Below are 25,521 nucleotides of genomic sequence, written 5' to 3'. Positions count from 1 at the left end.
AATTATGAAAATAGCACTTATAGGCGGATCTGGTTTTGTTGGCACGCAATTGATCGGATTATTGACACAGTCAACAGACCTGAACCTAACCAATATCGACAAGCAAAATAGTACAAGCTATCCCGCCATTACCCACATTGGCAATGTTTTGGACAAATCGTCACTGGAACGTCATTTGGTTGGTACAGATGTGGTCATCTTGTTAGCGGCTGAACATCGTGATGATGTAACGCCAACTTCGCTATATTATGATGTCAACGTACAGGGTATGCGCAATACTCTCGAGGTCATGGAAACCCTAGGCATTAAACGTCTAATTTTCACAAGTTCCGTAGCGGTATATGGTTTAGATAAGGACAATCCTGATGAAACCTTTCCGATTGATCCTTTCAACCATTATGGTAAGAGCAAATGGCAGGCTGAGCAAGTTTTACAAGAATGGTATAAAACACATTCTGATTGGAATATCAATATTGTTCGTCCTACTGTTATTTTTGGCGAAGGCAATCGCGGGAATGTTTTTAACTTACTGAGCCAAATTGCATCGGGTAAATTCATGATGATCGGCAAAGGCAACAATCAAAAATCGATGACCTATGTCGGTAATATCATTGCTTTTATGGAGTTTATGATTCGCAACATTACTTCTGGGTACAATATCTATAATTATGTCGATAAACCAGACTTTACCACCAATGACTTAGTCTACCATACCGGAGAGATTTTAAAGAAGAAAGTTCCAACGACTCATATTCCTTATTGGGTTGGAATGATGGGGGGGTATGGTTTTGATATATTAGCCTTTATCACCCGCAAAAAACTGAATATCAGCTCTGTTCGTGTAAAAAAATTCTGTGCGGTAACTAAATATGATTCAACAAAAGCCATGTCATCGGGGTTTGTTCCACCATATAGCCTAGAGGAGGGATTAAAAAGAATGTTGGACGCAGAGTTTGGAAAATAAATACACATGTCAACAAATAGAAATCATCTGATAGCTAAAAACACATTCTTTCTCTATTTTAGAATGCTTTTTACTCTGGGCGTAAGTTTATATTCGTCACGAGTGGTATTAAATACACTCGGTGTTCAAGACTTTGGAATATATAACGTAGTTGGCGGTATCGTGGCTATGTTTGCTTTTTTAAATTCATCTTTGGCTGCTGCTACTCAGCGCTTTTTAACCTATGAAAAAGGAAAAAAAGACACCGCTCAACTTTTTAAAGTTTTTAATATTAGCATATCGATTCATCTTTTAATTGCTGGTATTGTTTTAATTTTAGGCGAAACTGTTGGTTTATGGTTTGTTTGCAATAAGCTGGTCATCCCAGCAGAAAGAATGGATGCAGCACTTTGGGTTTACCATTTTTCCATACTTGCATCAAGTATTGGTGTCTTAAATGCACCTTATGTAGCAGTAGTCATTGCCAATGAGCGAATGAGTATTTTTGCGTATATTTCAATCGTTGAAGTTCTTTTGCGTCTCGCAATTGTATTTTTGCTATTGGTTTTTGCGATGGACAAACTTAAACTATATTCCATTCTAACATTTTCGGTAACCATTATTATCATATTTCTATACCAGTATACGTGTCGTATTAATTTTAAAGAGAGCCGGATTAAAAGACTACTTTGGGATAAAAAATTATTCAAAGAAATGGCCATTTTTGCAGGCTGGGTGATGAATGGAAATTTAGCGGTTGTAGGCTATACGCAGGGATTAAACATTCTACTGAACATATTTTTTGGTCCCGCGGCAAATGCTGCAAGAGGGGTTGCTGTACAGGTACAGAATGCAATAAATGGATTTTCTTCAAGCTTCCAGACTTCGCTCAATCCTCAAATCACAAAAAGTTATGCTATTGATGATCTGAACTATATGCATAAATTAATTTTTTTAAGTTCCAAGGTATCCTTATTTTTATTATTAGCGATATCTTTACCGATCATGCTCAATACTCACTTTGTATTATATTTATGGCTAAAACAAGTACCAGATCATACCATAGACTTTGTACAATTAACTATGATAACAAGTATCATCGGCACACTCGGTCAGCCACTAATCGTTGCTATACATGCAACGAACACATTAAAAAAATTCCAATTATGGGAAGGGACAGTTTTATTATTAATTGTTCCGATTTCGTATTTACTATTAAAATTGGGTTATCCTGCAGAAACAGTTTTTATAGTTCATTTAATCATTAGTGTGATTGCTCAAGTAGTTAGAATCACTATCGTTGCGCCAATTATTGGCATGAGTCAAAAAGATTATTATGTTAAAGTTGTCTTGAGAATATTATATGTACTACCCTTTTGCATAGCAATCCCCTACCTAATAAGTAAAAATTTTGAGCAAGGTTGGATAAATCTTATATTTTCTGGAGTTGCAACAGGACTGACGATTATTCTGTTTTTTTACATGTTCGGCCTAGACAATAGTGAGAAACAATACGCCAAAGTCTATTTCTCAAAATTATTATCAAAATTTAACAGCAATTGATGTAAACAACATCCAAATAGGCATATCAATTACTAGGAAAATTATCTTAAAAAAGATGGACTTTGATCAAGTGTTGGATTTATTTCAAGAAATTAAATATTAAAATAAAAATATCGGAATGTCTTTATCTTCATTAAATGTGACTTCTTCTACAACTTTTAAATATGAAATTAGCGTAATTATCCCTATTTACAACGCTGCTCATCATATCCTTAAAAGTGGGCGTAGTCTTTTTGAACAGTCATTTCCAAGTATTCAGTATATTTTCGTAAATGACTGTAGTAAAGATGATTCAATACAGATACTACAAAACCTGATTGAGCAATATCCAAATCGTAAATCAGCTGTTACCATAATAGATCATGCAATTAATAAAGGAGTGGCTGCAAGTAGAAATACAGGACTAAAAGCAGCCCAAGGAAAGTACATTGGTTGGTGCGATGCAGATGATTGTATAGCATTAGACATGTTTGAGAAACTTCACACATATGCTGTTGCTACCAGTGCCGAAATTACATGGTGTGATTTTTACAATTCATTCCCAGGTCATACCGATTATATATTGCAAACAAATGATGTTGCATCTTTTGCTTGTATCCAAGCATTGATACAAGGCAAAATGATGGGCGCTTTGTGGAATAAGCTAGTCTTAAAAGCACTTTTTGACACAAACAAAATTGAGTTCCCAGAAGGTTTAAATATGAGTGAAGACTTACGGGTTATGGTTCAATTATTCTATTATTCAAAAAAGAATAGCTATCTGAACAATGCATTCTATTATTACCAAAAAGATGCTCCGTCTTCTGTAAGCACATTAAGCTTTAACAGTCCAATAATCAACAACGATAGAATTGAGAATATTAAAGCGATCGAACGATTTATCATCGATAAAAATATTCCAAATATGGGAGACTCTCTTAAAAAATTAAAGTTTTCAGCAAAACTAAATTTATTAATTAAGGGAAGGGAAGTTCAAACCTTTAAAGAATGGAGAATATTATTTTCAGAGACGAATTCATTTTTATGGAAAAGTCATTTACCTTTATCTTATAAAATCTTAGCTTATTGTGCTAATCATCAATTTTGGTCAATTATAAAAATTTGGATATTCATAAAATACAAACTGATTCGTAAATAAATTAGACAGGGTGAAAAAAGTTATTACATATGGCACCTATGATTTACTGCATCATGGGCATTTAAATTTACTCAAAAATGCAAAAGCATTGGGAGATTATTTAATCGTAGGAGTTACTTCCGACTCTTTTGATATGGAGCGAGGTAAATTAAATGTTCATCATAATGTGTTAAAACGTGTTCAAGCAATCAAAGACACCGGATTAGCTGATGAAATCATTATCGAAGATTATATTGGCCAAAAAATACATGATATTCAACGTTTCCATGTCGATATTTTTGCGATTGGCTCCGATTGGGAAGGTCACTTTGATTATTTAAACGAGTTTTGTCAAGTTATTTATCTTCCGCGTACTGAAGGCGTCTCTTCTACCATGATTCGGGACGAATCTCAAATCATATTCAAAATGGGGATCATTGGCAGTGGTAGAATTGCACATCGTTTTGTTCCAGAAGCTGCATTTGTTAATGGTGTCGAAGTTATTTCTGTTTTTAATCCAGATGTCTTACAAGCAAAAGACTTTAAAGAGTGTTATCAATTAAAATCGTATCATCAAGATTTTGATGATTTTACCCAAGAGATTGATGCCGTTTATATTGCATCTCCTCATATTAGTCATTATGATTACATCAAAAGATCTCTTTTAGCAGGTAAACATGTCTTGTGCGAAATTCCTTTAACGCTAAAGAAGCAAGAAGCAGAAGAGGTCTACAAATTAGCTCAGGAAAAAGAACTTGTTTTACTAGAAGCAAGTAAGACGGCATTTTGTCCTGCATTTTTACATTTAATTAGCTTAGTTAAATCAGGTGTCATCGGAGAAATAGTCGATGTACAGGCCTCCCTATCCAAATTACAAGATAAAACTTTACGAGAATTTGATCCAAACCAAGCGGGAGGTTCTGTTACAGAACTAGCTCCTCTACCATTATTAGTTATTCTAAAAATTTTAGGAAAAGATATCAAGTCAATGCATTTCTATTCTGTAATAGCAAATGGTATAGATACCTTTACGAAAGGATTATTTGCCTTTGAACATTCCATCGCAACAATTACATTGGGTCTCGGTGTGAAGACTGAAGGTAATTTAGTGATATCAGGTACGAAAGGCTACGTTTATGTACCTGCGCCATGGTGGAAAACAGATTTTTTTGAATTGCGTTTTGAAGACCAAAATCTAAATCGAAAATTCTTCTACCCTTATGCAGGAGAAGGATTACGCTATGAGATTCAAGAATTTTTCTCTATGATTGTTGATAAAAGCACAATATCTTTCAAATTAAAACCTGATGAATCTATTTTAATCGCTGAAATTATCGAAAACTTTCGAGCAGGAGAACATGTAAACATTATAAGTCGATCATGAAAAAATACGCAGTAGTCACGGGAGGAACAAAAGGTATAGGTAGAGGTATTATGATTAACCTACTAGAACGCGGATACCATGTTATCGCTACATATGCAACTGATGATCAAGGAGCCGAAAAACTCTTAGAAGAATATACTCATTATCAAGAATATCTTACTTTTTTTAAATGCGATCAATCCAAAATTGAACAAACATATCTTTTAACCACCTTTATAAAGAACAAGTTTCCTTATATCAACTGTCTAGTTGGTAATGCAGGTGCAACCATACGAAAAAAAATGACGGATATTACAGATACAGACTGGAATACAGTTATGAATGTGACTGTAAATTCACATTTTATCCTTATTCGTGAATTGTTTTCACAGATACAACCTGACTCTCGCATTATATTTATTGGTTCATTAATGGGTGTTCACCCTCATGGTACAAGCTTAGTTTACGGTGTAAGCAAAGCTGCTTTACATGCCTTATCCTCAAATTTGGTTAAAGAATTCGAAGGAACAAACACTACGGTTAATGTCATTGTTCCAGGATTTGTTGAAACGGAATGGCAAAAATCAAAACCCGATGAAATACGTCAAAATATTTATGCTAAATCAGCTATTAAGCGTTTTGCAGCTGTTGATGAGATCGTAAAATCTTGTGGATTTATTTTAGACAACGGTTTTGTTAATGGAAGTCTATTAGAAGTAACTGGGGGTTATAGTTTTAAGTAATAAATTTTTATTGAACAAGACATGGTAAAAATCACTCCAGATATTCGGAAAGCATATAATGAAAAGCTTATAAAAGCATTTGCTGCATTTATAGCAATTTGTGAACAAAATAATTTACAGTATTTCTGTTGCGGAGGAACAGCGATAGGAGCTGTTAGGCATCAAGGGATGATTCCTTGGGATGATGACGTAGATGTCTTTATGCCTAGACCTGATTATAATAAATTTATAAAATTTTTCAAAGATAATTCGATTGAAAGCTACAGGCTGATTCTTCCCGAATCCGATGAAAACTATTATTTACCTTATGCTAAAATGAGTGATTGTAACACAACACTCATAGAGAAGGAAGAGATTCTGTGTAATGTGGGCATTTTCATTGACATCTTCCCTTTGGATGGTGCTCCAACTCATAGTGAAAATATTGAATCACAACTCACGAAATTTCGAAGAGAAGCTAATAAATTAATGATTCTTCCCAAATCTACTTTTAACAACTGGAAATCAGGATTTAAAATGATTCGTTCTTTTTATTTAAGGACAGCGTTAAATGAATTTCTTTTATCTCTTAATAAAACCAATAAGAGAAGAAAAGTGCTAGAACATATTCATGCCATTCTAGAAACATATGCTTACGAGAAATCAGAGATTATAGGTAATTATGGTGGAATGTGGGGTAAAAAGGAGTTTGCACCGAAGAAGTGGTTTGATGGTTATGTAGAATTCCCGTTTGAGGGGTTGACAGTAAGATTACCTAAAGAGTATCATTTGTTACTAACCCAAATTTATGGTAATTATATGGAACTCCCTCCAGTGGAGAAAAGAGTTACGCATCATCATTTAGCATATTTGAACTTAAATGAAAACACATCATCAGATGTAATTAGTAAAAAATAAGAAATGAAAATAATTCCTATTGTATTTTGTTTTGATGATAACTGGGAAATGCCAGCAGGTGTATGTATTACATCTCTATTGGAAAATGCAAATATAGATACTTTCTATGATATTTTTATTTTGTATTCTAGCCAGAGTACATTCGTTCAATATGATCGCTTGAGTGCTTTAATGAATCGATATAAAAATTGCAAAATCACTTATCGATCAGTTGGAAATCAGTTTGAAAAAGCCTTTCAAATCAGAGGAATAACAAATTCGACTTATTTTAGGTTATTGATACCTGAACTTATTCCAGAATATGATAAAATTATGTACCATGATGTGGACGTTATTTTTAGACAAGATTTAGCAGAGATTTTCGAAAGTACAGATTTAACAGATTTTTATGTCGCAGGAGTAACGTCTCCTGGTGGTTTAAATGAAGGTGTCAAAAAAGACCGTTTAAAATTAGGATTAGATTCTAAAGATTATATTTTAGCTGGAAATATAATCTTTAATAATGCCTTATTACGTCAAGATGGTATTGTTGAACTCTTTAAAAAAGAGGTTCAAACATCTCAATACCAATTTCAAGACATGGACATTATTAATATTGTCTGTAAAGGGAAAACCAAAAGAATGGCTCCTGTATTTTGTGCAACAATCCAGATTTTTAATTTGGCAGCCAATCAGGTAAAACAAGACTATTATTCATTAACTGAATTAAAAGAAGCAGAGAAAATGGGTATTGTTCATTATAATGGACCCAAGCCTTGGGTAAAATACTGTCCCAACTTTGATATTTGGTGGGAATATTACCGGAGATCAATATTCTTTGATTCTAAATATTATTTTGATTTCTTCAATGATAAAATAGACGAGTATGATCGACTAAGTTTAAAAAAAAGAATCAAGATCTTAGTTCGATATTTTACAAATAAAGGTGTAAAAAATTAATTTATGAAAAATATAGCTGTACTCATAACCGTATTCAATCGTATAGACAAAACTTTAATCTGTCTTAAAAGTCTTTTTGATGCAGATAAAACAGGCCTTGATCTTTCATTCAAAATCTTTCTAACGGATGATGGCAGTACAGATGGTACCCGAGAGCAATTGATGCAACATTTTCCACAAGAAAATATAGAGATCTTGCAAGGTAGCGGTCAACTGTTTTGGAATGGTGGTATGATTAACTCCTGGAAAGCCGCTATTCAGGAAGGAGGCTTTGATGGTTATCTTTGGTTGAATAACGACAGTATTATCTATCCTAACCTTTGGAAAGAGCTTACTGCTGCTGACGAATATTCCTATAAAACATTTGGTCAAGGTGGTATTTATGTCGGGTCTACGCATAATAAAGAAAAAACAGGACTAAGTTACGGTGGTTTTAACTTTATTAGCAAATGGACTTTAAAAGATAAATTTCTAATTCCCGATGGTACCTTTCAAAATTGTCAGGCAGCGCATGGCAATATCACTTACGTATCGCATAATGTCGTAACCAAAGAAGGAGTTTTTACCGATCAATATATTCACAGTGGTGGTGATCATGATTACAGTTATCTTGCTTACAAACATGGGTTTCCTGTATTTATCTTAAGAGCATACGTCGGAAGATGTGAAAACGATCATAAAGGAAGTGCCGTGGAATTTAAAAAGTTACCGCTGAAAGAACGTCTAAAGTACCTTAAATCACCTTTAGGCTTCAATCTTCATAATACACTACTTTTTCAAAAGCGTTGTTTTCCATATCGATATCCATTTGTTTGGATTGCTGGCTATGCCAAAGCCTTAGCTCCAAAGACTTTCTTTTTCATTTATCAAAAACTGCGTAAATCATAATATAATGAAAAAAATTATCAAAGGAACATATAATTTACTTTTTCTATTTATAAATAGATTATATGCATTTTGTGTAGCAAAAAATTCGACATTCTTTTTAGCTAAACTTTCTACACAAAATAACAAATGCTGTTTTAAGAATGCTCTCATACATCAAAGCCAGATTACAGCTAACGGAAGGGGCAATAAAATTTTCGTTAAAGGAGAACTATTTAACACCAAAATTGAGATGCATGGGAACAATAATGTAGTGTATTTACAAAATAATACAGAAATCCACGATGCAACAATAATTATTAGAGGAGATGGCTGTAAATTATATATCGGAGAGAAAAGTACATTTGGAGGAGGGAGAATGGTTATTATGGGTAGCAATAATGTAATCAATATAGGAAAGGGATGTATGATGTCCGATCAAATAGAATTATGGGCGACAGATTCACATCCAATTTACAATGAAGATAATATAGTTATTAATAAATCCAAACCTATTCATATCGAAGATTCTGTTTGGATTGGAGCTCGGTCAAGTATTCTGAAAGGGGTATTAATAAGAAAAGGTGCAATCATAGGAATGGGATCTACTGTTGTTAAAGATGTTCCAAGTTTTTGCATATGTGCAGGAAATCCATTAAAGGTTATCAAAGAGCATGTAACCTGGTCACGGGAGTATATACGCATTTAATATCTTAAAATATGTCCATTATTTTTATTTCTTTTGCCGATGATAAAATGGCCTTTTCACTAGAGCGCATAGGAAAACAAGCCAAGAAACTTCAGATCTTTGATCAGATTATATTGTATACGCCTGATCAGTTACCTGATTATATAAAAGATTCACCCTTAATGCAATACAAAAGAGGTGGTGGATACTGGTCATGGAAGCCTGCTATTATTTATGAAACATTACAGCAATATGAAGAAGGTACCATTGTTGTTTATACAGATGCTGGATGTTCTCTTTTTCAATCTTCAGACTGGAATGATTATTTCTCTTATTTAAAAAATGTAGATACCCTATGTTTTCAATATAAAGATGAAATGCCAGAATGGGAAAAATTTGGACAGACATCAACCAAAATAAAATATTGGACAAAGGAAAGCACAATTTCATATTTTGCACAATTATTAGCAGACGAGAGTTATGGAGACCGCTATAATAAAATATGGGGCGGAGCCATTATTTGTAAAGGTAGAAATAATGCCTTCATAAAAAAATGGTTGGATATAACGATAAAACAACCAAATTTAATCATAGACCCAACAGAAGAAGAACTGAAAGATAGTAAGAATAAGGAGCTGGCTTATCATAAGCACGATCAATCCATTATTACCCCTTTGGCTCATTATTTTAATACGAGTGTACTCATTTTACAAGAAAAAGCTGAAACATCAACTGAAGGCGCAATAATTGCAAGTCGAGTAAGGGCTCAAAATAAAAAAGAATACTTAAAGTTGGTCTTAAAAGACAAAATGAGATCCTTACTCGGGAAAGGACTTTACAATACTATTAAAGCAAGAATTAAAAAAGTAGTTCGATAACAAACCGTATCTGATGAAAGATAAAAAAATATATATAGCAGGCCATCGTGGTATGGTAGGCTCTGCGGTCAAACGAAAATTGGAAGAGCTTGGATACCATAATTTCGCATTACGCAATTCAAGCGAATTAGACTTACGCGATCAAGGACAAGTACAAGCTTTTTTCAAAAAAGAGAAACCTGAGATCGTAATCGATGCTGCCGCAAAAGTAGGTGGTATTCTTGCGAATGATACTTATCCTTATCAATTTTTAATGGATAATATGCAAATTCAGAATAACCTCATCAATGAATCGCTACAAAATGAGGTAGAAAAGTTTATCTTCTTAGGTTCTTCCTGTATTTATCCTAAATTTGCAGCACAACCTTTGCAGGAGTCGAGCTTACTAACCGATAGTCTAGAGCCTACCAACGAATGGTATGCCATAGCCAAAATAACAGGTGTAAAAGCATGTGAGGCAATTCGCAAACAATTTGGAAAAGATTATGTTAGCTTAATGCCGACGAATCTGTATGGCACACATGACAACTTTGATTTGACGAGCTCGCACGTGCTACCCGCTATGATACGCAAGTTTCATGATGCTAAACTTAAGGGAAATGCAGCCGTGACGCTTTGGGGATCTGGAAGTCCGATGCGCGAATTTTTATTTGTTGACGATCTCGCAAAAGCGGTTGTCTTTGCATTAGACCATAAACTTCCGGAGCATCTATACAATGTAGGCACGGGCACAGACTTGAGTATAAAAGAGTTGGCCAGTTTAATCCAGTATGCAGTAGGACATCAAGGTGAGATCATCTGGGACAGCAGCAAACCTGATGGTACACCACGCAAATTAATGGATGTATCCAAGATGCATGCATTAGGCTGGAAACATGAGGTGGATTTGGAAGCAGGTATTCAACGTACCTATCAATGGTTTTTGGAAAACCAAGACAACTATAAAGAAGTAAAAATATAAGTATATATATACGTATTAAGCATTTAATCAACATGAAAACTGCATTAATTACTGGTGTTACAGGACAAGATGGCTCTTATTTAGCAGAGTTACTATTAGAAAAAGGCTATATGGTTCATGGAATCAAACGTCGGGCCTCTTCTTTCAATACACAACGTATTGATCACCTCTACATGGATCAACATGAGAATCATGTTAATTTTAAATTGCATTATGGTGATTTAACAGATTCAACAAATATTATTCGTATTATTCAAGAAGTACAACCTGATGAAATTTATAATTTGGGAGCGATGTCTCATGTTAAGGTATCTTTTGACTCGCCAGAATATGTTGCAAATGTAGATGGAATAGGCACTTTACGTATTTTGGAAGCTGTCCGTATTTTGGGTTTAGAAAAAAAGACCCGGATTTATCAAGCATCCACTTCTGAGCTGTATGGATTAGTGCAGGAAGTTCCTCAAAAAGAAACCACGCCATTTTATCCACGTTCTCCTTATGGAGTTGCCAAGATTTATGGGTTTTGGATTACTAAAAACTACCGCGAAGCATATGACATTTATGCTTGTAACGGCATTCTCTTCAACCATGAGTCACCACGTCGGGGTGAAACCTTCGTCACACGTAAAATTACGATGGCTACTGCTGCGATTGCTTTAGGTCAACAAGAATGTTTGTATTTAGGAAATCTGAATGCACAACGCGATTGGGGGCATGCCAAAGATTATGTGGACGCGATGTGGCGGATTTTACAACAAGATGTTGCAGAAGATTATGTTATCGCAACTGGAGTAACAACTTATGTGCGTGAATTTGTTCGTATGGCCTTCGCTGAACTTGGTATCGAGTTGGCATTTGAAGGAAACGAAGCAGAAGAGGTGGCTAAAGTGAAAGCTTGTACCAACCCGGATTACCAATTGGAGATTGGAAAAATTGTTGTACAAGTAGATCCACAATACTATAGACCGACCGAAGTGGATTTATTGATTGGTGATCCAACTAAATCAAATACGCAATTGGGCTGGAAACCAAAATATGACTTAGCTGCTCTTGTCTCAGAAATGGTGCAATGTGATGTTGCGTTAGTTAAAAAGAATTCTTAAAACCACATAAAAAAATAGCTACATGAGCGCTACGGTTTCTGTCATAGTTCCTATCTTTAAAGTAGAACGTTTCATTGAGCGTAACGCTCGTGTATTATTTGAACAAAACCTCGAAGATATCGAATATATCTTCGTGGATGACTGTAGTCCAGATAAAAGCATTGCATTACTGGAAAAAGTGTTAGAAGCCTATCCAGCTAAAAAAGCAAATACAAAAATCATTCGTCATCCTGTTAATAAAGGCTTACCTTCTGCTCGAAACTCTGGACTCGAAGTTGCTACTGGTAACTTTATATTTCATTGCGATAGCGATGATTGGATTGAAAAAGATGCCTTATCAAAATTGTATCACCAAGCAGAAGCTGATCAATCAGATATTGTTTGGTGTGATTGGTATCTATCGTTTAAAGACAATGAACGTTATATGATACAACCTTCAGGAAAATCTGGGACCTTAACAGGCAAAGAAAGTCTTGAGCTGTTATTGGGTGGCCGTATCCGTTATAATGTATGGAATAAATTGGTTAAACGTCAACTATACATAAACAATAACATTCGCTTTCCTGATGGCTATGGCATGGGTGAAGATATGACCATGATCAAGCTATTTGCCTTAGCAACTAAAGTCAGCTACCTGCCCGAAGCATTGTATCATTATGTGCAACTGAACGAAGAGGCCTTTACGAAGAAGACTACGCCACAACATTTGGAACAAATCCGTTACAATGTGGATGGGGTGGTTCATTTTTTAGAAAATCGCTATGGTACAGCATTATCGAAAGAAATTCAATTTTTTAAATTAAACACGAAATTGCCTTTTTTGATCACAGACGATCCACAGTCCTATCAACGCTGGTTGGATTGGTATCCTGAAGCAAATAGCTATATTGACCAAAATCCCCTATTCAACAGTCGAACAAAATTTATCCAAAAAGCAGCATTAAAAAAACAATTTTGGGTTTTAAAGCTTTATTATCGATTGGTCATCCGCTTTATATATGGAATTATTTATAAATAAGTTATTTTAGTAAGATGAGAATCATATTAATCATATGCGCTGTATTAATAACAAGTTGTTTTTATTTCCCATTTGAGTTTACTTTTCTTAAAGGATTAAACACAAAATTAATGCTAGCAGCTGTCGGCGTTCCTATTATGGGGTATCATTTCATTAAAATGCGCGGTATCCTCCTGTCAAAAGAAGTCGGTATCGCTTCCATGATTGCCATATTATTCTCTTTGATAGGTTTTATATCGCTAGATTACAACAATGCTAATGATTACTCCTATGCTAGTTATATCGTTTCCATGTGGGTCTGGTTTTCTGCGTCTTATGCTGTTTGCACCATAATTGCTTTGTTGCATAACTACATCAATCCTCGGATTGTCATCAATTACCTCATCGCGGTCTGTGTTTTTCAATGTGTGATGGCACTCTCGATTGAATTCGTCCCCAGTGTAAAACGAATTGTAGATGCTTATTTTATGACTGGGGATATCGTATTTATGGAAAAAGTAAACCGGCTTTATGGTATCGGGGCTTTACTTGATGTGGCAGGAATACGTTTCTCCTCAGTGTTGGTTATGATCTCTGTTTTATTAAGCAATGATCATGAAGTAAAGAAAGATCGGGTACTTATTTATTTTTATGCGATTTCTTTCCTCATTATTGCTGTGGTTGGTAACATGATTTCTCGGACCACTTCCATTGGCATGGCCATAGCCCTATTCTACTTGTTCTACAGCACTGGTATCATCAGCTTTTCCATCAGAGCCAAGAACTTCAGACTTTGGAGGGTTCTCCTAAGTGCAACGGCAATCGGACTGGTGCTTGTTAGCTATTTCTATCAAACCAATCGAAATGTTTATAAACTTTTTCGATTTGCATTTGAAGGTTTCTTCAAATGGGTCGAAACAGGAAAATGGGAAACTGACTCCACAAACACCTTACAATCCATGTGGGTTTATCCCGATAATCTAAAAACTTGGATCATTGGTGACGGGTATTTTAATGACCCCATCACCCATGGTTTCTATATGCAGACCGATGTGGGCTATCTGCGCTTTATATTTTATTGTGGTCTTATCGGTTTAACGGTATTCATGCTCTACTTTGTATACCTTTCCACTACTCTCTGGTTTCGCTTTAATTACATCAAACAACTATTTTTCATGCTCTTTATCCTTGTTGTTTTAAATTGGATCAAAGTATCGACAGATATTTTTTTGGTATATGCTGTTTTCTTGAGTATCAGCAGTCCTTATTTTGTAAAGCACTATTATCAAGAACCTAGACCCACAACATGAAAGTAGTATACAGTATCTTAGGCACATTTAATTCTGGAGGGATGGAACGCGTATTGGCAAACAAAGCCAATTACCTCGTTCAACTCGGGTACGATATCAGCATCATTACCACCGATCAGCAAGGCCGCAAACCTTATTTTGAATTAGACAGTCGGATTAAACAATATGATCTGAATATCAACTATACGGAAAACAATGCGCAAGGTTTGTTCAAAAAGATGTTTTCCTATCCCAGGAAACAAAAAAAACATCAGCAAAACTTAACAAAATTATTGGAAACTATCAAAGCCGATATCACCATATCGCTATTCGATAATGATGCAAGTTTTCTTTATCAAATACAAGATGGCAGTAAAAAAATAATCGAAATTCATTTTTCCAGATATAAACGTATTCAATATGCACGCAAAGGATTATGGAAATGGATCGATGCCTATCGTAACAAGAAAGACTTAGAGGATGTGCAGCGATATGACAAATTTGTTGTACTCACACAGGAAGATCAAGGGTATTGGGGTAGCTTACCCAATATCACGGTTATTCCCAATGCCAATAGTTTCGTACCCACGGCTTTTTCAACCACAGAAAATAAACGGGTCATCGCTGTGGGTCGTTATGATTATCAAAAAGGTTTTGATGATTTGATCCAAGCTTGGAAACTGGTCAAACAACAAGCTCCGGATTGGACTTTGGATATTTTTGGACATGGCCCTTTAGAGCAGCAATTGAACGGACTTATCAACGAATTGAAGCTTTCGGATGTCGTTCATTTATGCCCTCCTACAAAAGCCATTGAACAAGAATATATACAAAGTTCCATCGTTGCCATGACCTCTCGTTATGAGGGTCTACCGATGGTGCTGTTAGAAGCACAAGCATGCGGACTACCCATGGTGTCTTATACCTGTAAGTGCGGTCCAAGGGATATCATTCAAGAAGGCAAAAATGGTTTTCTTATTCCCGAAGGAGATCAAAAGTTATTTGCAACACAAGTGTTGCAACTGATACAGCAACCTGATTTACGAAAGAAAATGGGACAATATGCACAAAAAAATGCGGTGAACTATTCAGAGGCTAAAATCATGCAGCAATGGATTCGTCTTTTTAAAGAAGTATTAAATAAATAATATGAAAACGATTGTTATTTCTGCAGTCAACCTCATCGAAGCAGGGACCTTAGCAATCTTGAAAGATTGTCTAAAATTCTTATCTCAGTTTAATGTACAACATGAATATCGTATTGTCGCTATTGTCTATAAAAAAGAATTAGTTGACTTTCCAAATATCGAATATATCGAAACACAATGGCCTAAAAAACGCTGGATTAATCGTCTTTGGTATGAATATGTCTCAATGAAGAAAATATCCAAAGATTTGGGACACATTGACCTTTGGTTTTCGTTGCATGATACAACACCAACAGTAATTGCTGAAAAAAGAGCCGTATATTGTCATAATTCTTTTTCTTTCTATAAATGGTCCATTCGCGATCTTTTTTTTGCACCCAAAATTGCACTCTTTGCTATTTTTACAAAATATATTTATAAAACAAATATTCGAAAAAATGACTTCTTGGTCGTGCAACAAGAATGGTTCCGAAAAGGAATGAGCACGATGTTTAACATTCCCTCTTCTAAAATCATTGTTGCCCCACCGGCTAAAGCTAAGGTGGATGAAAACACCGCTACTCTACCATTGACAGCATCTTACTCATTTCTATTTGCAGGTTCTCCCAATAGCCACAAGAATTTTGAAATTATTTGTCAGGCCGTGGAGATCTTAACAACCAAATTTGATATGCATAACTTTGATGTTTATATCACAGTAAAAGGGAATGAAAATAAATACGCGAAATGGTTATACAAGCGTTGGGGAACACAATTTAAAAACATACATTTTATCGGTTTTATAAGCAAGCAAGAATTATATGGTTACTACGAAAAGTGTCATTGTTTAATCTTTCCTTCTAAGGTAGAAACTTGGGGACTTCCCATTTCAGAATTTGCGGCTTATCATAAACCCATGTTATTGGCAGACCTGCCTTATACCAAGGAAACTGCAGGAGACAGTGCACAAGTTGCCTTCTTTAATCCAAATGATGCCAATCAATTGGCGAATGATATGAAACAGCTAATTGAAGGAAACACAAAAATCCTGACACCAGTTCCTAAAACGAATATTGCAGCACCCATATCACATAGTTGGGATGCACTATTTCAAATTTTACTCGCATCTAACTCCTCCACAAAATGAAAATCTTACAATTAGGTAAATTTTACCCTATCCGAGGTGGTGTTGAAAAAGTCATGTACGACCTACTATTGGGGTTATCCGAGGCAGGCGTGCACTGTGATATGTTATGTGCTTCTACCGAAGATTATCCTGCTGATACCATACAGATTAATCCAAATGGAAAGCTCATCGTGGTTCCTACGCAAATTAAACTGGCAGCAACGATGCTGGCTCCTGCGATGATTACTACCCTACGTAAAATTGCCAAAGAATATGATATTATTCATATTCATCATCCTGACCCTATGGCCACATTAGCGCTTTTCCTGTCTGGATACAAAGGTAAAGTAGTCTTGCATTGGCATAGTGATATTCTTAAACAGAAAAATTTATTAAAAGTATACAAACCCTTACAAAGTTGGCTGATTAAACGCGCTCAGCTGATCGTTGGTACAACGCCTGTTTATGTACATGAGTCCGATTTTCTTCAACACGTCCAATATAAGATTGATCATATCCCGATCGGGGTACTTCCTATTCAGTCAAATACTGATCAAGTGCAGATCCTCAAAGAAAGATACAAAAATAAAAAAATGATTTTTTCTTTGGGTAGATTAGTGGAATATAAAGGTTATGAATATTTAATCAAAGCAGCGCAGGAGCTCAGTCCAGATTATCAGATTGTCATTGGCGGAAAAGGACCTTTAATGGAATCGCTTAACCAATTAATCATCGATTTAGGGGTACAAGATCGGGTAACATTATTGGGTTTTGTATCGGATGAAGATGTCGCCAACTACTTTGAAGCATCCGATGCTTTCTGCTTAAGTTCGATTATGAAGACCGAAGCTTTTGCCATTGTACAGATTGAGGCAATGTCTTGTGGAAAACCCATTATTTCTGCTCATATTCCAGGTTCTGGAGTTAGTTGGGTAAATCAAGATCAGCAATCTGGTTTAGTGGTCGATAGTTGTGATGCTCATGCTCTTGCTGTTGCCATAAAACAATTATTTACAGACAAATCGTTGTATCAAACCTTATCTGAGGGAAGTAGACAACGTTTTGAACAATATTTTACACGGAAGGCGATGGTGGAGAAAAGTTTACAATTATATAAGAAAATTTTAGAAATCAACTAATTGGTATTAAATTTGAATTAATTAATAATAAACAAGCTGTAATGGAATCGGATATAAAAAATACAGCTATGAACAGATTAAATAAAGCCGTTATTACAATACCTAATGCCATATTTTTTGAATCGATTATGGAAATACTAGCATTAGGGAAAACTGCAAAATTTAATCTTCGAGGTCATAGTATGCGTCCTTTTCTACATGAAAATGATCAAATTATACTAATATCTATTGATTTACAAAAGTTAAAAAGGGGGCAGATTGCGTTAGCAAGATACCAAAACAATTATGTGCTACATCGTGTTGTACATATAAGAGAAAATACCGTATGGCTGGCTGGAGATGGCAATGTTGCGCAATTGGAAAAGATCCCAGTTGAAGATTTAATTGCAGGGATTCAAAAAGTCTATCGAGGAAAACAAGAAATTCATGTAACCTCTCGTTTTCAAGAGCTAAAAGGGTTAGTCTGGTATTATCTCAGACCAATACGTTATGTTGTTAAGAAATTGTTTGGAACAAAGCTATAAAAAAAATGAAATTAAGAAATGATTTGACATTACGTCAACTTGGAGATGAATATATCATTGTGGATCCAAGTCAGGATATGATTGATATGTCAAAAGTATTTACGCTCAACCAATCGGCTGCTTTCCTATGGGAAGAATTGCAAGGAAAAGATTTTTTTCTGGGGGATGTTGTTGCATTAATTTTGGACAATTATGAAGTCAGTCAGGAAATAGCTGAGCATGATGCCAAGCAATTAATTACTAGTTTCCAAGAACAAGGTTTATTGAATGTTGTTTAAAAATTATGTTGACTGCACGAACAACGTCTGCTTTTTTTTATCTTCTACAAGCTGGCTTGTGGGAAGAAGAAAATACGTTGTCTCCTGTTTTCCCGCTCAATTTGCAAGAATGGGAATTTCTTTATAGACAGTCCATGGAACAAACCGTAGAAGGCATTATATATGATGGGCTTCAACGATTACCTATTCATCAACAACCTCCACGAGATTTGTTGCTGAAATGGTTGGTACGTATCGAACATATCGAACGTCGTAATACCTGGATGAATATGATTATCGGCCAACAGGTTCAATTCTTTGCTAATCATCAGATTGATATCGTTTTATTAAAAGGACAGGGTTTGGCACAATATTATCCAAAACCGTTGCACCGTATATGTGGTGATATTGATTGGTATTTTCCTATGGAAAAGATGTATGACAAAGCAAATCAATTGATTTTGGATCAAGGATTGAATTTGTCCTATACAGCTGGCTATAGCAGCAACTATATATGGAATACATGTGATGTGGAACATCATCAACGTTTATTTGATCTACACAATCCTTTTTGCAAAAATTTTCTAAAAAAGCTTGAGAAGAAAGAACAGAAAAATAAGACCTCTAAACAGATCAATGGAGTATCATTACCAATCCCAGCGCCTCTTATTAATGTGTTACAAGTAAACAGTCATATCTTGAAACATCTTTTGTCATTCGGCATTGGTATGCGTCAGTTATGTGATGCAGCTATCCTTTATTATGCTTTAAAAAAAGAGATTAATGGTATGGCTCTTCAAAGAATTTATCGTAAATTAGGTATTGAAAAGTGGGTTGATCAACTGCATCATGTATTGGTTCATTATATCGGACTGCCACAAGAAGATCTACCTTATGCGTTATCGCAACAATCCGCGGATTGGATGATGGAAGATATTCTGCTGTCTGGTAACTTTGGTTTTCATGATGAGCGATATCGTCAAGCAGAAGAGCAAAACAAAGGCAATCGGGTACAGGTAAAGAAAAGATTATGGAATCGTTTTACAACCTATTTTCCCTATGCACCTATAGAAGCAATAAGTTTTCCTATTGTTCAATTTTTATCCAGATTTAGCCGTTAAGAACCTTGCAAAACATCGTACAACATTGGAAATGGTCTTTAGCCATTAGTAAACCTTACCAAATAGAACTCCTGCTTTTTTTTGTGTTGGAGTTGATTGGTATTGTTCTTTCTTTGTTGTTTATTCTTTGGTCTAAAGAAGCCATTGATTTTGCTGTACATGGCACCTCTGATCAGATGAAAAGAACTATTGTATTGGCTATTGTCAGTATACTTGTTGGATTGCTTCTCCATCAATATGCAGAGTGGTTGAATGAACGAACACGAATCAACATGTTGATAGATTTACAAAACGGATTGATCAAACAACAGATGTTATCGACATGGCAATTTATTAAAAATTGGCATACAGGTGATATTCAAGTTCGAATCCATTCAGACTGTAATGAAATCGTGCAGATGCTCGGTTATTCCATTCCATCTTTTTTCCTGATTACCATTCGTTTATTTGCCTCATTTGGATTTCTGTGGTTAATGGATCCCATGTTAGCCTTATTAATTTTAGCAATATCTCCTTTATTTATCTTTACCAAGATTTATTTTAGAAAATTCAGAAAGCTTAATCAAGAACTGAAGAAAGCCGAAAGTAATTTTGGTCATGTGGTACAGGAGAACTTGCGATTTCGATCATCTATTCGCGCATTGAACCTACAATCCTTACGTTGGAAAAAATTAGAGAATAGTCAATCCATGCTCGTTTCTTTAAAAACAAAAGTCTTAAATTTTTCCACATTATCGCAAAGCATCATGCGATTCACAATGAATGCGGGATTTTTGATTACCTTGACTTGGGGTATCTACCGATTACATACAGGAGAAATATCTTTTGGAACAATGTCTGCTTTTTTACAGTTAGTAAGTCGTATCCAAAGTCCAATTATCTTATTGATGGGTTTTGTCCCAGCTTTTGTTCGCTACCGTACATCGGCAGATCGCTTACAAGAAATCATGGAAATTGACATTGAACCAGAAGTTGATGCTGAAATTATACCACAACCCATTCGCATCGATCTGGAACAGGTTCGTTTTCGTTACGATGATAAATTTGTGCTTGACAAATTAAATATCAGCTTTGAAGCAGGGAAACCTACAGCCATCATCGGATCAAGCGGTAAAGGAAAAACAACTTTGATCCGCTTATTATTAGCTTTATTGAAACCCGATGAAGGAGATATTTGGATTCATACAGCAACACACAAAATTGCTTTATCCAATGCGCATCGTGAAAATTTTGCATACGTGCCGCAAGGCGATAAATTGTTTACGGGAACAATACGTGAAAATTTACAGATTGGAAAGATTCATTTCACTGAAGATCAACTTCATGAAGCCTTATATACTGCTTGTGCGGAATTTGTATATTCTCTTCCTGATGGATTGGACACCGAGATTGGAGAATCGGGTTATGGTCTATCGGAGGGTCAAGCGCAGCGTATTGCTGTGGCAAGAGCTTTACTTCGGAATTCTTCTATCTGGTTATTTGATGAAGTAACGTCAGCATTAGATCCAGACACCAGTACACAAATGATTGCCAGACTGATGGAAGCTGGAAAAGATAAATTATTGGTATTTGTTACACATGATTTGAAATTGGCAAATCAATGTAAAAAAACCATTTATATTTCATAATTTAAAATAAGTGAATACGACCCATATACAAGAACAAAGAACGACCTACTCGATCTACTACCGAATAGCGGAGCATCTGGTATTCGTCCAGTTTCCCATAGTTATTCAACACGATCGGTGTTTGCCTAGTTTTGTTCCTTTTGAAGTTACTCCTGTGGAAAATGAACAAGCTACACTACAATTTCAATTAACATTTGATTCACTAAACGAATATTCTGGACAAACAAAATTGTTAAGTGATTTGTCTATCGTTTGGGGAGATCGTTTTCGATTTGAGGAAAGTGAAGAACATTATATTACCAGTGTAAGCAGTGATGGTGTAACAAAAGATTGGAATATGTTGAGTTCAAAAGATTTTAAAACATCAATCATTCATGCCTCAGAAAAAGAAATTTATGCAAACACTGTTTTAAGTTGGTTATTGATGGTATCCTTTGGACAAGCTGTTTTAGGAGATGACACCATCATGATCCATTCTTCAGTCGTGGAAAAGGATGGACAAGGATTTGCATTTTTAGGGAAAAGTGGTACAGGGAAAAGTACACATAGCCGTTTATGGATCAAATACAACAAAGGGTTTCAATTGTTAAATGATGACAATCCAGCTATTCGGATTCTAGCCAACAATAAGGTGATGATCTATGGAACACCATGGAGTGGAAAAACACCCTGCTACCGCAATTTGGCTGTAGAATTGAAAGGTATCATTCGACTGAATCAAGCTTCTGCGAACAGCTTTGAAAAGAAAATAGGTACAGCTGCCTTTATCACCCTATTACCGAGCTGCTCATCGATCCGATGGAATCGGAGCTTATTTGCCAGTATGAACAATACCGTACAACGCATCGTTCAGTTACTGCCTATCGGTTACTTGAATTGTCTTCCTGATGCTGCAGCAGCAGTATTGGCTTATCAAGAAATAACAAAAAAAGAAATAACAACGCTAAATAAAATTGAAAATGAATAAAATTATAGTAGGATTCTTTCTGATTAGCATAGTGCTAATCTCATCCTGTAAAACAACCAAGACTATCCTAGTCAAAGATATGGAGGCCGACGTGGCTTATCAAGTGAAAGACATCAAGCCTTTGGAAATCCAGAAAGGTGATCGCTTGAGCATCAGCATAAGCTCCAAAAACCCCGAATTGGCAATCCCTTTTAATGAAGGTATTGGCTCGTATCAAGTCAACAATCAAGGTGCGATCGAATCTGCGGGAACGAACGCAACCAGCACAATAGGAAGAGGTTATTTGGTCAGTCAGAGCGGCCGTATTGATTTTCCAATATTGGGTGAATTACAGGTGATGGGAATGACTTTAGAAGATATGAAAAGCTATATCCAAAATCAATTGATCGACAAAAAATACATCAGTGATCCCATTGTGAAAGTGGAGTTATTAAACTTAAAAATCAATGTGATGGGTGAGGTTGCTAGTGTGGGAACTCTTGATGTTCCCGATGGACAAATGAATCTGCTAGAAGCACTTTCTAAGGCTGGTGGTATCACAAGAAATGCAGCTGCGGATAAAGTGGTTGTGATCCGGGAAGAAAATGGGCAACGAAAGATGATCGTTAATAATATCGAATCCAAGGAAATCTTTGACTCTCCTGTTTATCATTTGAAACAAAATGATATTGTTTATGTCACGCCAAAAGCGGCACAACTAGACTCAAAACAAGACCTAACATTCCGCTATGTATCGTTAGGAATGGGTTTTGTATCAGTTCTATTATCTGTATTTACTTTAATAAAATAACATCATAATGAACAACCTCACTCAAAATGAAAAAATAAACAAAGTTGGTGACGATAAAATAGTCAATATCCTAGATGTATTCAAGTACCTGCTGTTTCATTGGAAATGGTTTGCACTTTCCATCCTTATATTCGGCGGTTACTATTGGTATCAATACAATAAAACTTCGTTTTCCTATAGTCGTACAGAAACGGTTATGATTAAGACACAATTGAATACACCTACATCTGCAACGATCACAAAATCTAGTTCTTTTTACAATATGGTCAATGTAGCCAGCGAAATTTTACAATTAAAATCGAAGGAATTGATGCGCCAGACAGTTGATAGCTTGGATGCAGATATGAGCTATATTGTTCATAAAGGATTACGTGATCATGAGCTGTACAAAGACAGTCCTATTCAGTTACATTTTCATAATCTTAAGGCAAATGACAATAAAGTAGTAGAGGCTACAATTATCAGTGCAAATCAAGTTAAATTAGAAGGAACAGATAGGTTGGGGGATGAAAAAGAAGTCACAATTAATTTCAACCAACAAGTGAATACCCCATTTGGTTTATTAACGGTAACGAAGAACCCAACGTTTGCGCCAAGTAATATTGGGGAAGAGTTGAAAATCTCAAAAGTTTCCAGAGAAGCAATGACAGGTTCTATTTTAAGTAGATTGACCATTACTCAAATGGAAGATGATGCTTCATTGCTTCAAATCAGCTTAGAAGATGCTAATCCGCAACGTGCGGCAGATATCATCACGGCCATGATTGTTGTTTACAACAAATATAGTGTTCAGGATAAAAATCAAATTGCCGTCAATACAGCAGAATTTATTAAATCGCGTATTAACATCATCAGCAATGAACTGGGTGATGTGGAAAGCAATATCGAACAGTTAAAATCATCGAATCAAGGGATCGATATCAGTACTGCTGGTGAGATGTATGTAGCTGATAGTCGTCAATTTGAGACTGACCGAAATACAATTGAGACCGAAGTCAAGTTGGCAGAGATGATGCGTAGTTACTTGACAAATGATAAAAAGGAAACATTAATTCCCAATAATACAGGATTAGTAGAATCAAGTATTGAAAGTCAAATCCAAGAATATAATACAACACTTCTTCGCAGAAATCGATTAGTAGAAGGAAGCAGTACAGAAAATCCTATTGTTAAGGACTTAGATCAGGCACTCGATGCCATGCGTATGAATATTCGTCGTGCTGTGGACAACACCATTGCTGGTTTAAAAATCAAGCGAAATAATGCACAGACAGCAGAAAACAAAGCTCGTAGCAAAACTATGGAGATTCCAGAGAAGCAACGGGTAATGTTATCGGTAGAACGTCAACAAAAGGTAAAAGAAGAACTCTACTTGTATCTGTTAAACAAACGCGAAGAAAATGCCATCAATCAAGCGATGACGGATGATAACATCAAGATTATTGACCCTGCTTCGGGATCCGATGCTCCCGTCGCTCCAGTCAAAATAAAAAAGATGATGATGGGGGTAGGTGTCGGTTTTGTAGTACCCGCAGTTATTCTCTTATTAATGTTGATCTTGGATACGGGTATTAAACATCGCAAAGATATTGAAGACGGACTCTCTGCTCCATTCTTAGGTGAAATACCTTTAGCACATTCTAAAAAATCAAAAGAAGAAATTACTGGAAATGTGTTGGTGAGTGAAAATGGTCGTGATCCTGTAACCGAAGCATTCCGCATCTTACGAACCAATATCTCCTTTATGGCGCGAGGCGGACAACCTCCACAAGTAATATCTTTTACTTCCGCACATATTGGTGCTGGTAAAACATTTAGCGTAACTAACCTCGCAACAACGCTCTCATTTTTAGGAAAGAAAGTATTGATGTTGGACTTGGATTTACGTAAAGGAACACTGAGTTCTAAATTCAATATTCCGACAAAAAAAGGAATGACGCATTACTTATCCGATGCCTCATTATCACTTGACGAGGTCATTTATAAAACGGGAATAGGAAAAGATGTAGATATTGTTCCAATTGGTGCGGTAGCTCCAAATCCTGTTGAATTATTATTGAGTAATCGCCTAGAGGAGATTATTAAAGAGTTGCGTACACGTTATGATTATATTGTGGTGGATAGCGTACCTGTTGAGATCATCGCAGATGCCTATATCTCTAATCGTATTTCTGATCTGACTATATTTGTACTACGTTCGGGTCGTATGGACAAACGTCAATTACCGGAAATAGAACGCATTTATCAAGATAAAAGATTAATCAATATGGCTGTTGTATTAAACGGTCTTCGATTAGACTCTAAAGGATATGGTTACGGATATGGCTACGGTTATGGTTATGGTTATGGTTATGAAATTAAAACTGAAACCAATCCGATCAAAAAATGGTTTAAAAAATTATTTTAATATTCCATTTAAATACAAAGGGACACTTTAATGGATTGTTCCGACAATTTAGACAAAATGAGTTATTAAATTTGCAATGAGCTCGATATT

Annotated in this window: 24 protein-coding genes; all 24 read left to right on the top strand. The window is 35.6% G+C overall.

Annotation, left to right across the window (positions count from 1 at the left end):
• The first annotated feature begins 4 nt into the window (after positions 1 to 4).
• The 24 genes from LZQ00_RS17335 (at position 5) to LZQ00_RS17220 (ending at position 25,431) form a co-directional block, all read left to right on the top strand.
• A complete protein-coding gene (locus LZQ00_RS17335) occupies positions 5 to 964 on the top strand; it encodes an NAD-dependent epimerase/dehydratase family protein (protein WP_234510515.1) in 960 nt (319 codons plus the stop codon).
• A 6-nt stretch (positions 965 to 970) separates the two neighbouring features.
• Positions 971 to 2,506: a hypothetical protein gene (locus LZQ00_RS17330; protein ID WP_234510514.1), complete on the top strand. Its 1,536-nt coding sequence runs from the start codon at positions 971 to 973 to the stop codon at positions 2,504 to 2,506.
• 118 nt (positions 2,507 to 2,624) lie between these two features.
• Entirely contained in the window at positions 2,625 to 3,644 is a 1,020-nt protein-coding gene (locus LZQ00_RS17325; RefSeq protein ID WP_234510513.1) for a glycosyltransferase family 2 protein, read from the top strand.
• A 10-nt stretch (positions 3,645 to 3,654) separates the two neighbouring features.
• Positions 3,655 to 5,007, top strand: a complete 1,353-nt coding sequence (locus LZQ00_RS17320; RefSeq protein ID WP_234510512.1) for a Gfo/Idh/MocA family oxidoreductase — start codon at positions 3,655 to 3,657, stop codon at positions 5,005 to 5,007.
• Entirely contained in the window at positions 5,004 to 5,729 is a 726-nt protein-coding gene (locus LZQ00_RS17315; RefSeq protein ID WP_234510511.1) for an SDR family NAD(P)-dependent oxidoreductase, read from the top strand. The genes LZQ00_RS17320 and LZQ00_RS17315 overlap by 4 nt, the downstream gene beginning before the upstream one ends.
• Positions 5,730 to 5,750: 21 nt before the next feature.
• Entirely contained in the window at positions 5,751 to 6,626 is an 876-nt protein-coding gene (locus tag LZQ00_RS17310; protein ID WP_234510510.1) for a phosphorylcholine transferase LicD, read from the top strand.
• A gap of 3 nt (positions 6,627 to 6,629) precedes the next feature.
• Positions 6,630 to 7,565: a glycosyltransferase family 8 protein gene (locus LZQ00_RS17305; RefSeq protein WP_234510509.1), complete on the top strand. Its 936-nt coding sequence runs from the start codon at positions 6,630 to 6,632 to the stop codon at positions 7,563 to 7,565.
• Between the two features lie 3 nt (positions 7,566 to 7,568).
• Positions 7,569 to 8,453 (top strand): glycosyltransferase family 2 protein, encoded by an 885-nt coding sequence (locus tag LZQ00_RS17300; RefSeq protein ID WP_234510508.1) that lies wholly within the window; start codon positions 7,569 to 7,571, stop codon positions 8,451 to 8,453.
• Between the two features lie 4 nt (positions 8,454 to 8,457).
• Positions 8,458 to 9,138, top strand: a complete 681-nt coding sequence (locus tag LZQ00_RS17295) for an acyltransferase (protein WP_234510507.1) — start codon at positions 8,458 to 8,460, stop codon at positions 9,136 to 9,138.
• Between the two features lie 11 nt (positions 9,139 to 9,149).
• Positions 9,150 to 9,995, top strand: a complete 846-nt coding sequence (locus tag LZQ00_RS17290) for a hypothetical protein (RefSeq protein WP_234510506.1) — start codon at positions 9,150 to 9,152, stop codon at positions 9,993 to 9,995.
• A 10-nt stretch (positions 9,996 to 10,005) separates the two neighbouring features.
• Positions 10,006 to 10,956 (top strand): GDP-L-fucose synthase, encoded by a 951-nt coding sequence (locus LZQ00_RS17285; protein ID WP_317259298.1) that lies wholly within the window; start codon positions 10,006 to 10,008, stop codon positions 10,954 to 10,956.
• A 32-nt stretch (positions 10,957 to 10,988) separates the two neighbouring features.
• The gene (gmd, locus tag LZQ00_RS17280) at positions 10,989 to 12,059 is read left to right on the top strand and encodes a GDP-mannose 4,6-dehydratase (protein WP_234510504.1); all 1,071 of its coding nucleotides are present in this window, start codon (positions 10,989 to 10,991) and stop codon (positions 12,057 to 12,059) included.
• A gap of 22 nt (positions 12,060 to 12,081) precedes the next feature.
• Positions 12,082 to 13,077: a glycosyltransferase family 2 protein gene (locus tag LZQ00_RS17275; protein ID WP_234510503.1), complete on the top strand. Its 996-nt coding sequence runs from the start codon at positions 12,082 to 12,084 to the stop codon at positions 13,075 to 13,077.
• Between the two features lie 14 nt (positions 13,078 to 13,091).
• Positions 13,092 to 14,366 carry a hypothetical protein gene (locus LZQ00_RS17270; protein WP_234510502.1) on the top strand — a complete coding sequence of 425 codons (1,275 nt, stop codon included), beginning with the start codon at positions 13,092 to 13,094 and terminating at the stop codon, positions 14,364 to 14,366.
• Complete coding sequence (locus tag LZQ00_RS17265) at positions 14,363 to 15,493, top strand: glycosyltransferase family 4 protein (protein ID WP_234510501.1); 1,131 nt, start codon at positions 14,363 to 14,365, stop codon at positions 15,491 to 15,493. The genes LZQ00_RS17270 and LZQ00_RS17265 overlap by 4 nt, the downstream gene beginning before the upstream one ends.
• Before the next feature lies 1 nt (position 15,494).
• Positions 15,495 to 16,619, top strand: a complete 1,125-nt coding sequence (locus LZQ00_RS17260) for a glycosyltransferase family 4 protein (RefSeq protein ID WP_234510500.1) — start codon at positions 15,495 to 15,497, stop codon at positions 16,617 to 16,619.
• On the top strand, positions 16,616 to 17,737 hold the full coding sequence (locus tag LZQ00_RS17255; protein ID WP_234510499.1) for a glycosyltransferase: 1,122 nt from the start codon (positions 16,616 to 16,618) through the stop codon (positions 17,735 to 17,737). The genes LZQ00_RS17260 and LZQ00_RS17255 overlap by 4 nt, the downstream gene beginning before the upstream one ends.
• A 68-nt stretch (positions 17,738 to 17,805) precedes the next feature.
• Positions 17,806 to 18,261, top strand: a complete 456-nt coding sequence (locus LZQ00_RS17250; RefSeq protein ID WP_234510498.1) for a S24/S26 family peptidase — start codon at positions 17,806 to 17,808, stop codon at positions 18,259 to 18,261.
• Positions 18,262 to 18,266: 5 nt separating this feature from the next.
• Positions 18,267 to 18,539: a PqqD family protein gene (locus LZQ00_RS17245; RefSeq protein ID WP_234510497.1), complete on the top strand. Its 273-nt coding sequence runs from the start codon at positions 18,267 to 18,269 to the stop codon at positions 18,537 to 18,539.
• A 5-nt stretch (positions 18,540 to 18,544) separates the two neighbouring features.
• Positions 18,545 to 19,639, top strand: coding sequence for a nucleotidyltransferase family protein (locus LZQ00_RS17240; RefSeq protein ID WP_234510496.1), 1,095 nt, complete (start codon positions 18,545 to 18,547; stop codon positions 19,637 to 19,639).
• A 5-nt stretch (positions 19,640 to 19,644) separates the two neighbouring features.
• The gene (locus LZQ00_RS17235; RefSeq protein ID WP_234510495.1) at positions 19,645 to 21,267 is read left to right on the top strand and encodes an ABC transporter ATP-binding protein; all 1,623 of its coding nucleotides are present in this window, start codon (positions 19,645 to 19,647) and stop codon (positions 21,265 to 21,267) included.
• A 10-nt stretch (positions 21,268 to 21,277) separates the two neighbouring features.
• On the top strand, positions 21,278 to 22,234 hold the full coding sequence (locus tag LZQ00_RS17230) for a hypothetical protein (protein WP_234510494.1): 957 nt from the start codon (positions 21,278 to 21,280) through the stop codon (positions 22,232 to 22,234).
• Positions 22,227 to 23,024 carry a polysaccharide biosynthesis/export family protein gene (locus LZQ00_RS17225; RefSeq protein WP_234510493.1) on the top strand — a complete coding sequence of 266 codons (798 nt, stop codon included), beginning with the start codon at positions 22,227 to 22,229 and terminating at the stop codon, positions 23,022 to 23,024. The genes LZQ00_RS17230 and LZQ00_RS17225 overlap by 8 nt, the downstream gene beginning before the upstream one ends.
• Before the next feature lie 7 nt (positions 23,025 to 23,031).
• The gene (locus LZQ00_RS17220) at positions 23,032 to 25,431 is read left to right on the top strand and encodes a GumC family protein (protein ID WP_234510492.1); all 2,400 of its coding nucleotides are present in this window, start codon (positions 23,032 to 23,034) and stop codon (positions 25,429 to 25,431) included.
• The last annotated feature ends 90 nt before the right edge of the window (positions 25,432 to 25,521 follow it).

This window comes from Sphingobacterium sp. SRCM116780 (genome assembly GCF_021442025.1).
Lineage (GTDB): Bacteria > Bacteroidota > Bacteroidia > Sphingobacteriales > Sphingobacteriaceae > Sphingobacterium.
The sequence above is the reverse complement of the archived record's forward strand: the minus strand, read 5'-3'. Positions and strand labels throughout refer to the sequence as shown.

Bases quoted from the DNA above. Each gene is read 5' to 3' on its own strand.
- LZQ00_RS17325 (WP_234510513.1), top strand. From the start codon at position 2,625: ATGTCTTTATCTTCATTAAATGTGACTTCTTCTACAACTTTTAAATAT.
- LZQ00_RS17295 (WP_234510507.1), top strand. From the start codon at position 8,458: ATGAAAAAAATTATCAAAGGAACATATAATTTACTTTTTCTATTTATA.
- LZQ00_RS17240 (WP_234510496.1), top strand. From the start codon at position 18,545: ATGTTGACTGCACGAACAACGTCTGCTTTTTTTTATCTTCTACAAGCT.
- LZQ00_RS17225 (WP_234510493.1), top strand. From the start codon at position 22,227: ATGAATAAAATTATAGTAGGATTCTTTCTGATTAGCATAGTGCTAATC.
- LZQ00_RS17315 (WP_234510511.1), top strand. From the start codon at position 5,004: ATGAAAAAATACGCAGTAGTCACGGGAGGAACAAAAGGTATAGGTAGA.
- LZQ00_RS17255 (WP_234510499.1), top strand. From the start codon at position 16,616: ATGAAAATCTTACAATTAGGTAAATTTTACCCTATCCGAGGTGGTGTT.
- gmd (WP_234510504.1), top strand. From the start codon at position 10,989: ATGAAAACTGCATTAATTACTGGTGTTACAGGACAAGATGGCTCTTAT.
- LZQ00_RS17310 (WP_234510510.1), top strand. From the start codon at position 5,751: ATGGTAAAAATCACTCCAGATATTCGGAAAGCATATAATGAAAAGCTT.
- LZQ00_RS17335 (WP_234510515.1), top strand. From the start codon at position 5: ATGAAAATAGCACTTATAGGCGGATCTGGTTTTGTTGGCACGCAATTG.
- LZQ00_RS17260 (WP_234510500.1), top strand. From the start codon at position 15,495: ATGAAAACGATTGTTATTTCTGCAGTCAACCTCATCGAAGCAGGGACC.
- LZQ00_RS17290 (WP_234510506.1), top strand. From the start codon at position 9,150: ATGTCCATTATTTTTATTTCTTTTGCCGATGATAAAATGGCCTTTTCA.
- LZQ00_RS17275 (WP_234510503.1), top strand. From the start codon at position 12,082: ATGAGCGCTACGGTTTCTGTCATAGTTCCTATCTTTAAAGTAGAACGT.
- LZQ00_RS17330 (WP_234510514.1), top strand. From the start codon at position 971: ATGTCAACAAATAGAAATCATCTGATAGCTAAAAACACATTCTTTCTC.
- LZQ00_RS17220 (WP_234510492.1), top strand. From the start codon at position 23,032: ATGAACAACCTCACTCAAAATGAAAAAATAAACAAAGTTGGTGACGAT.
- LZQ00_RS17270 (WP_234510502.1), top strand. From the start codon at position 13,092: ATGAGAATCATATTAATCATATGCGCTGTATTAATAACAAGTTGTTTT.
- LZQ00_RS17250 (WP_234510498.1), top strand. From the start codon at position 17,806: ATGAACAGATTAAATAAAGCCGTTATTACAATACCTAATGCCATATTT.
- LZQ00_RS17265 (WP_234510501.1), top strand. From the start codon at position 14,363: ATGAAAGTAGTATACAGTATCTTAGGCACATTTAATTCTGGAGGGATG.
- LZQ00_RS17305 (WP_234510509.1), top strand. From the start codon at position 6,630: ATGAAAATAATTCCTATTGTATTTTGTTTTGATGATAACTGGGAAATG.
- LZQ00_RS17245 (WP_234510497.1), top strand. From the start codon at position 18,267: ATGAAATTAAGAAATGATTTGACATTACGTCAACTTGGAGATGAATAT.
- LZQ00_RS17300 (WP_234510508.1), top strand. From the start codon at position 7,569: ATGAAAAATATAGCTGTACTCATAACCGTATTCAATCGTATAGACAAA.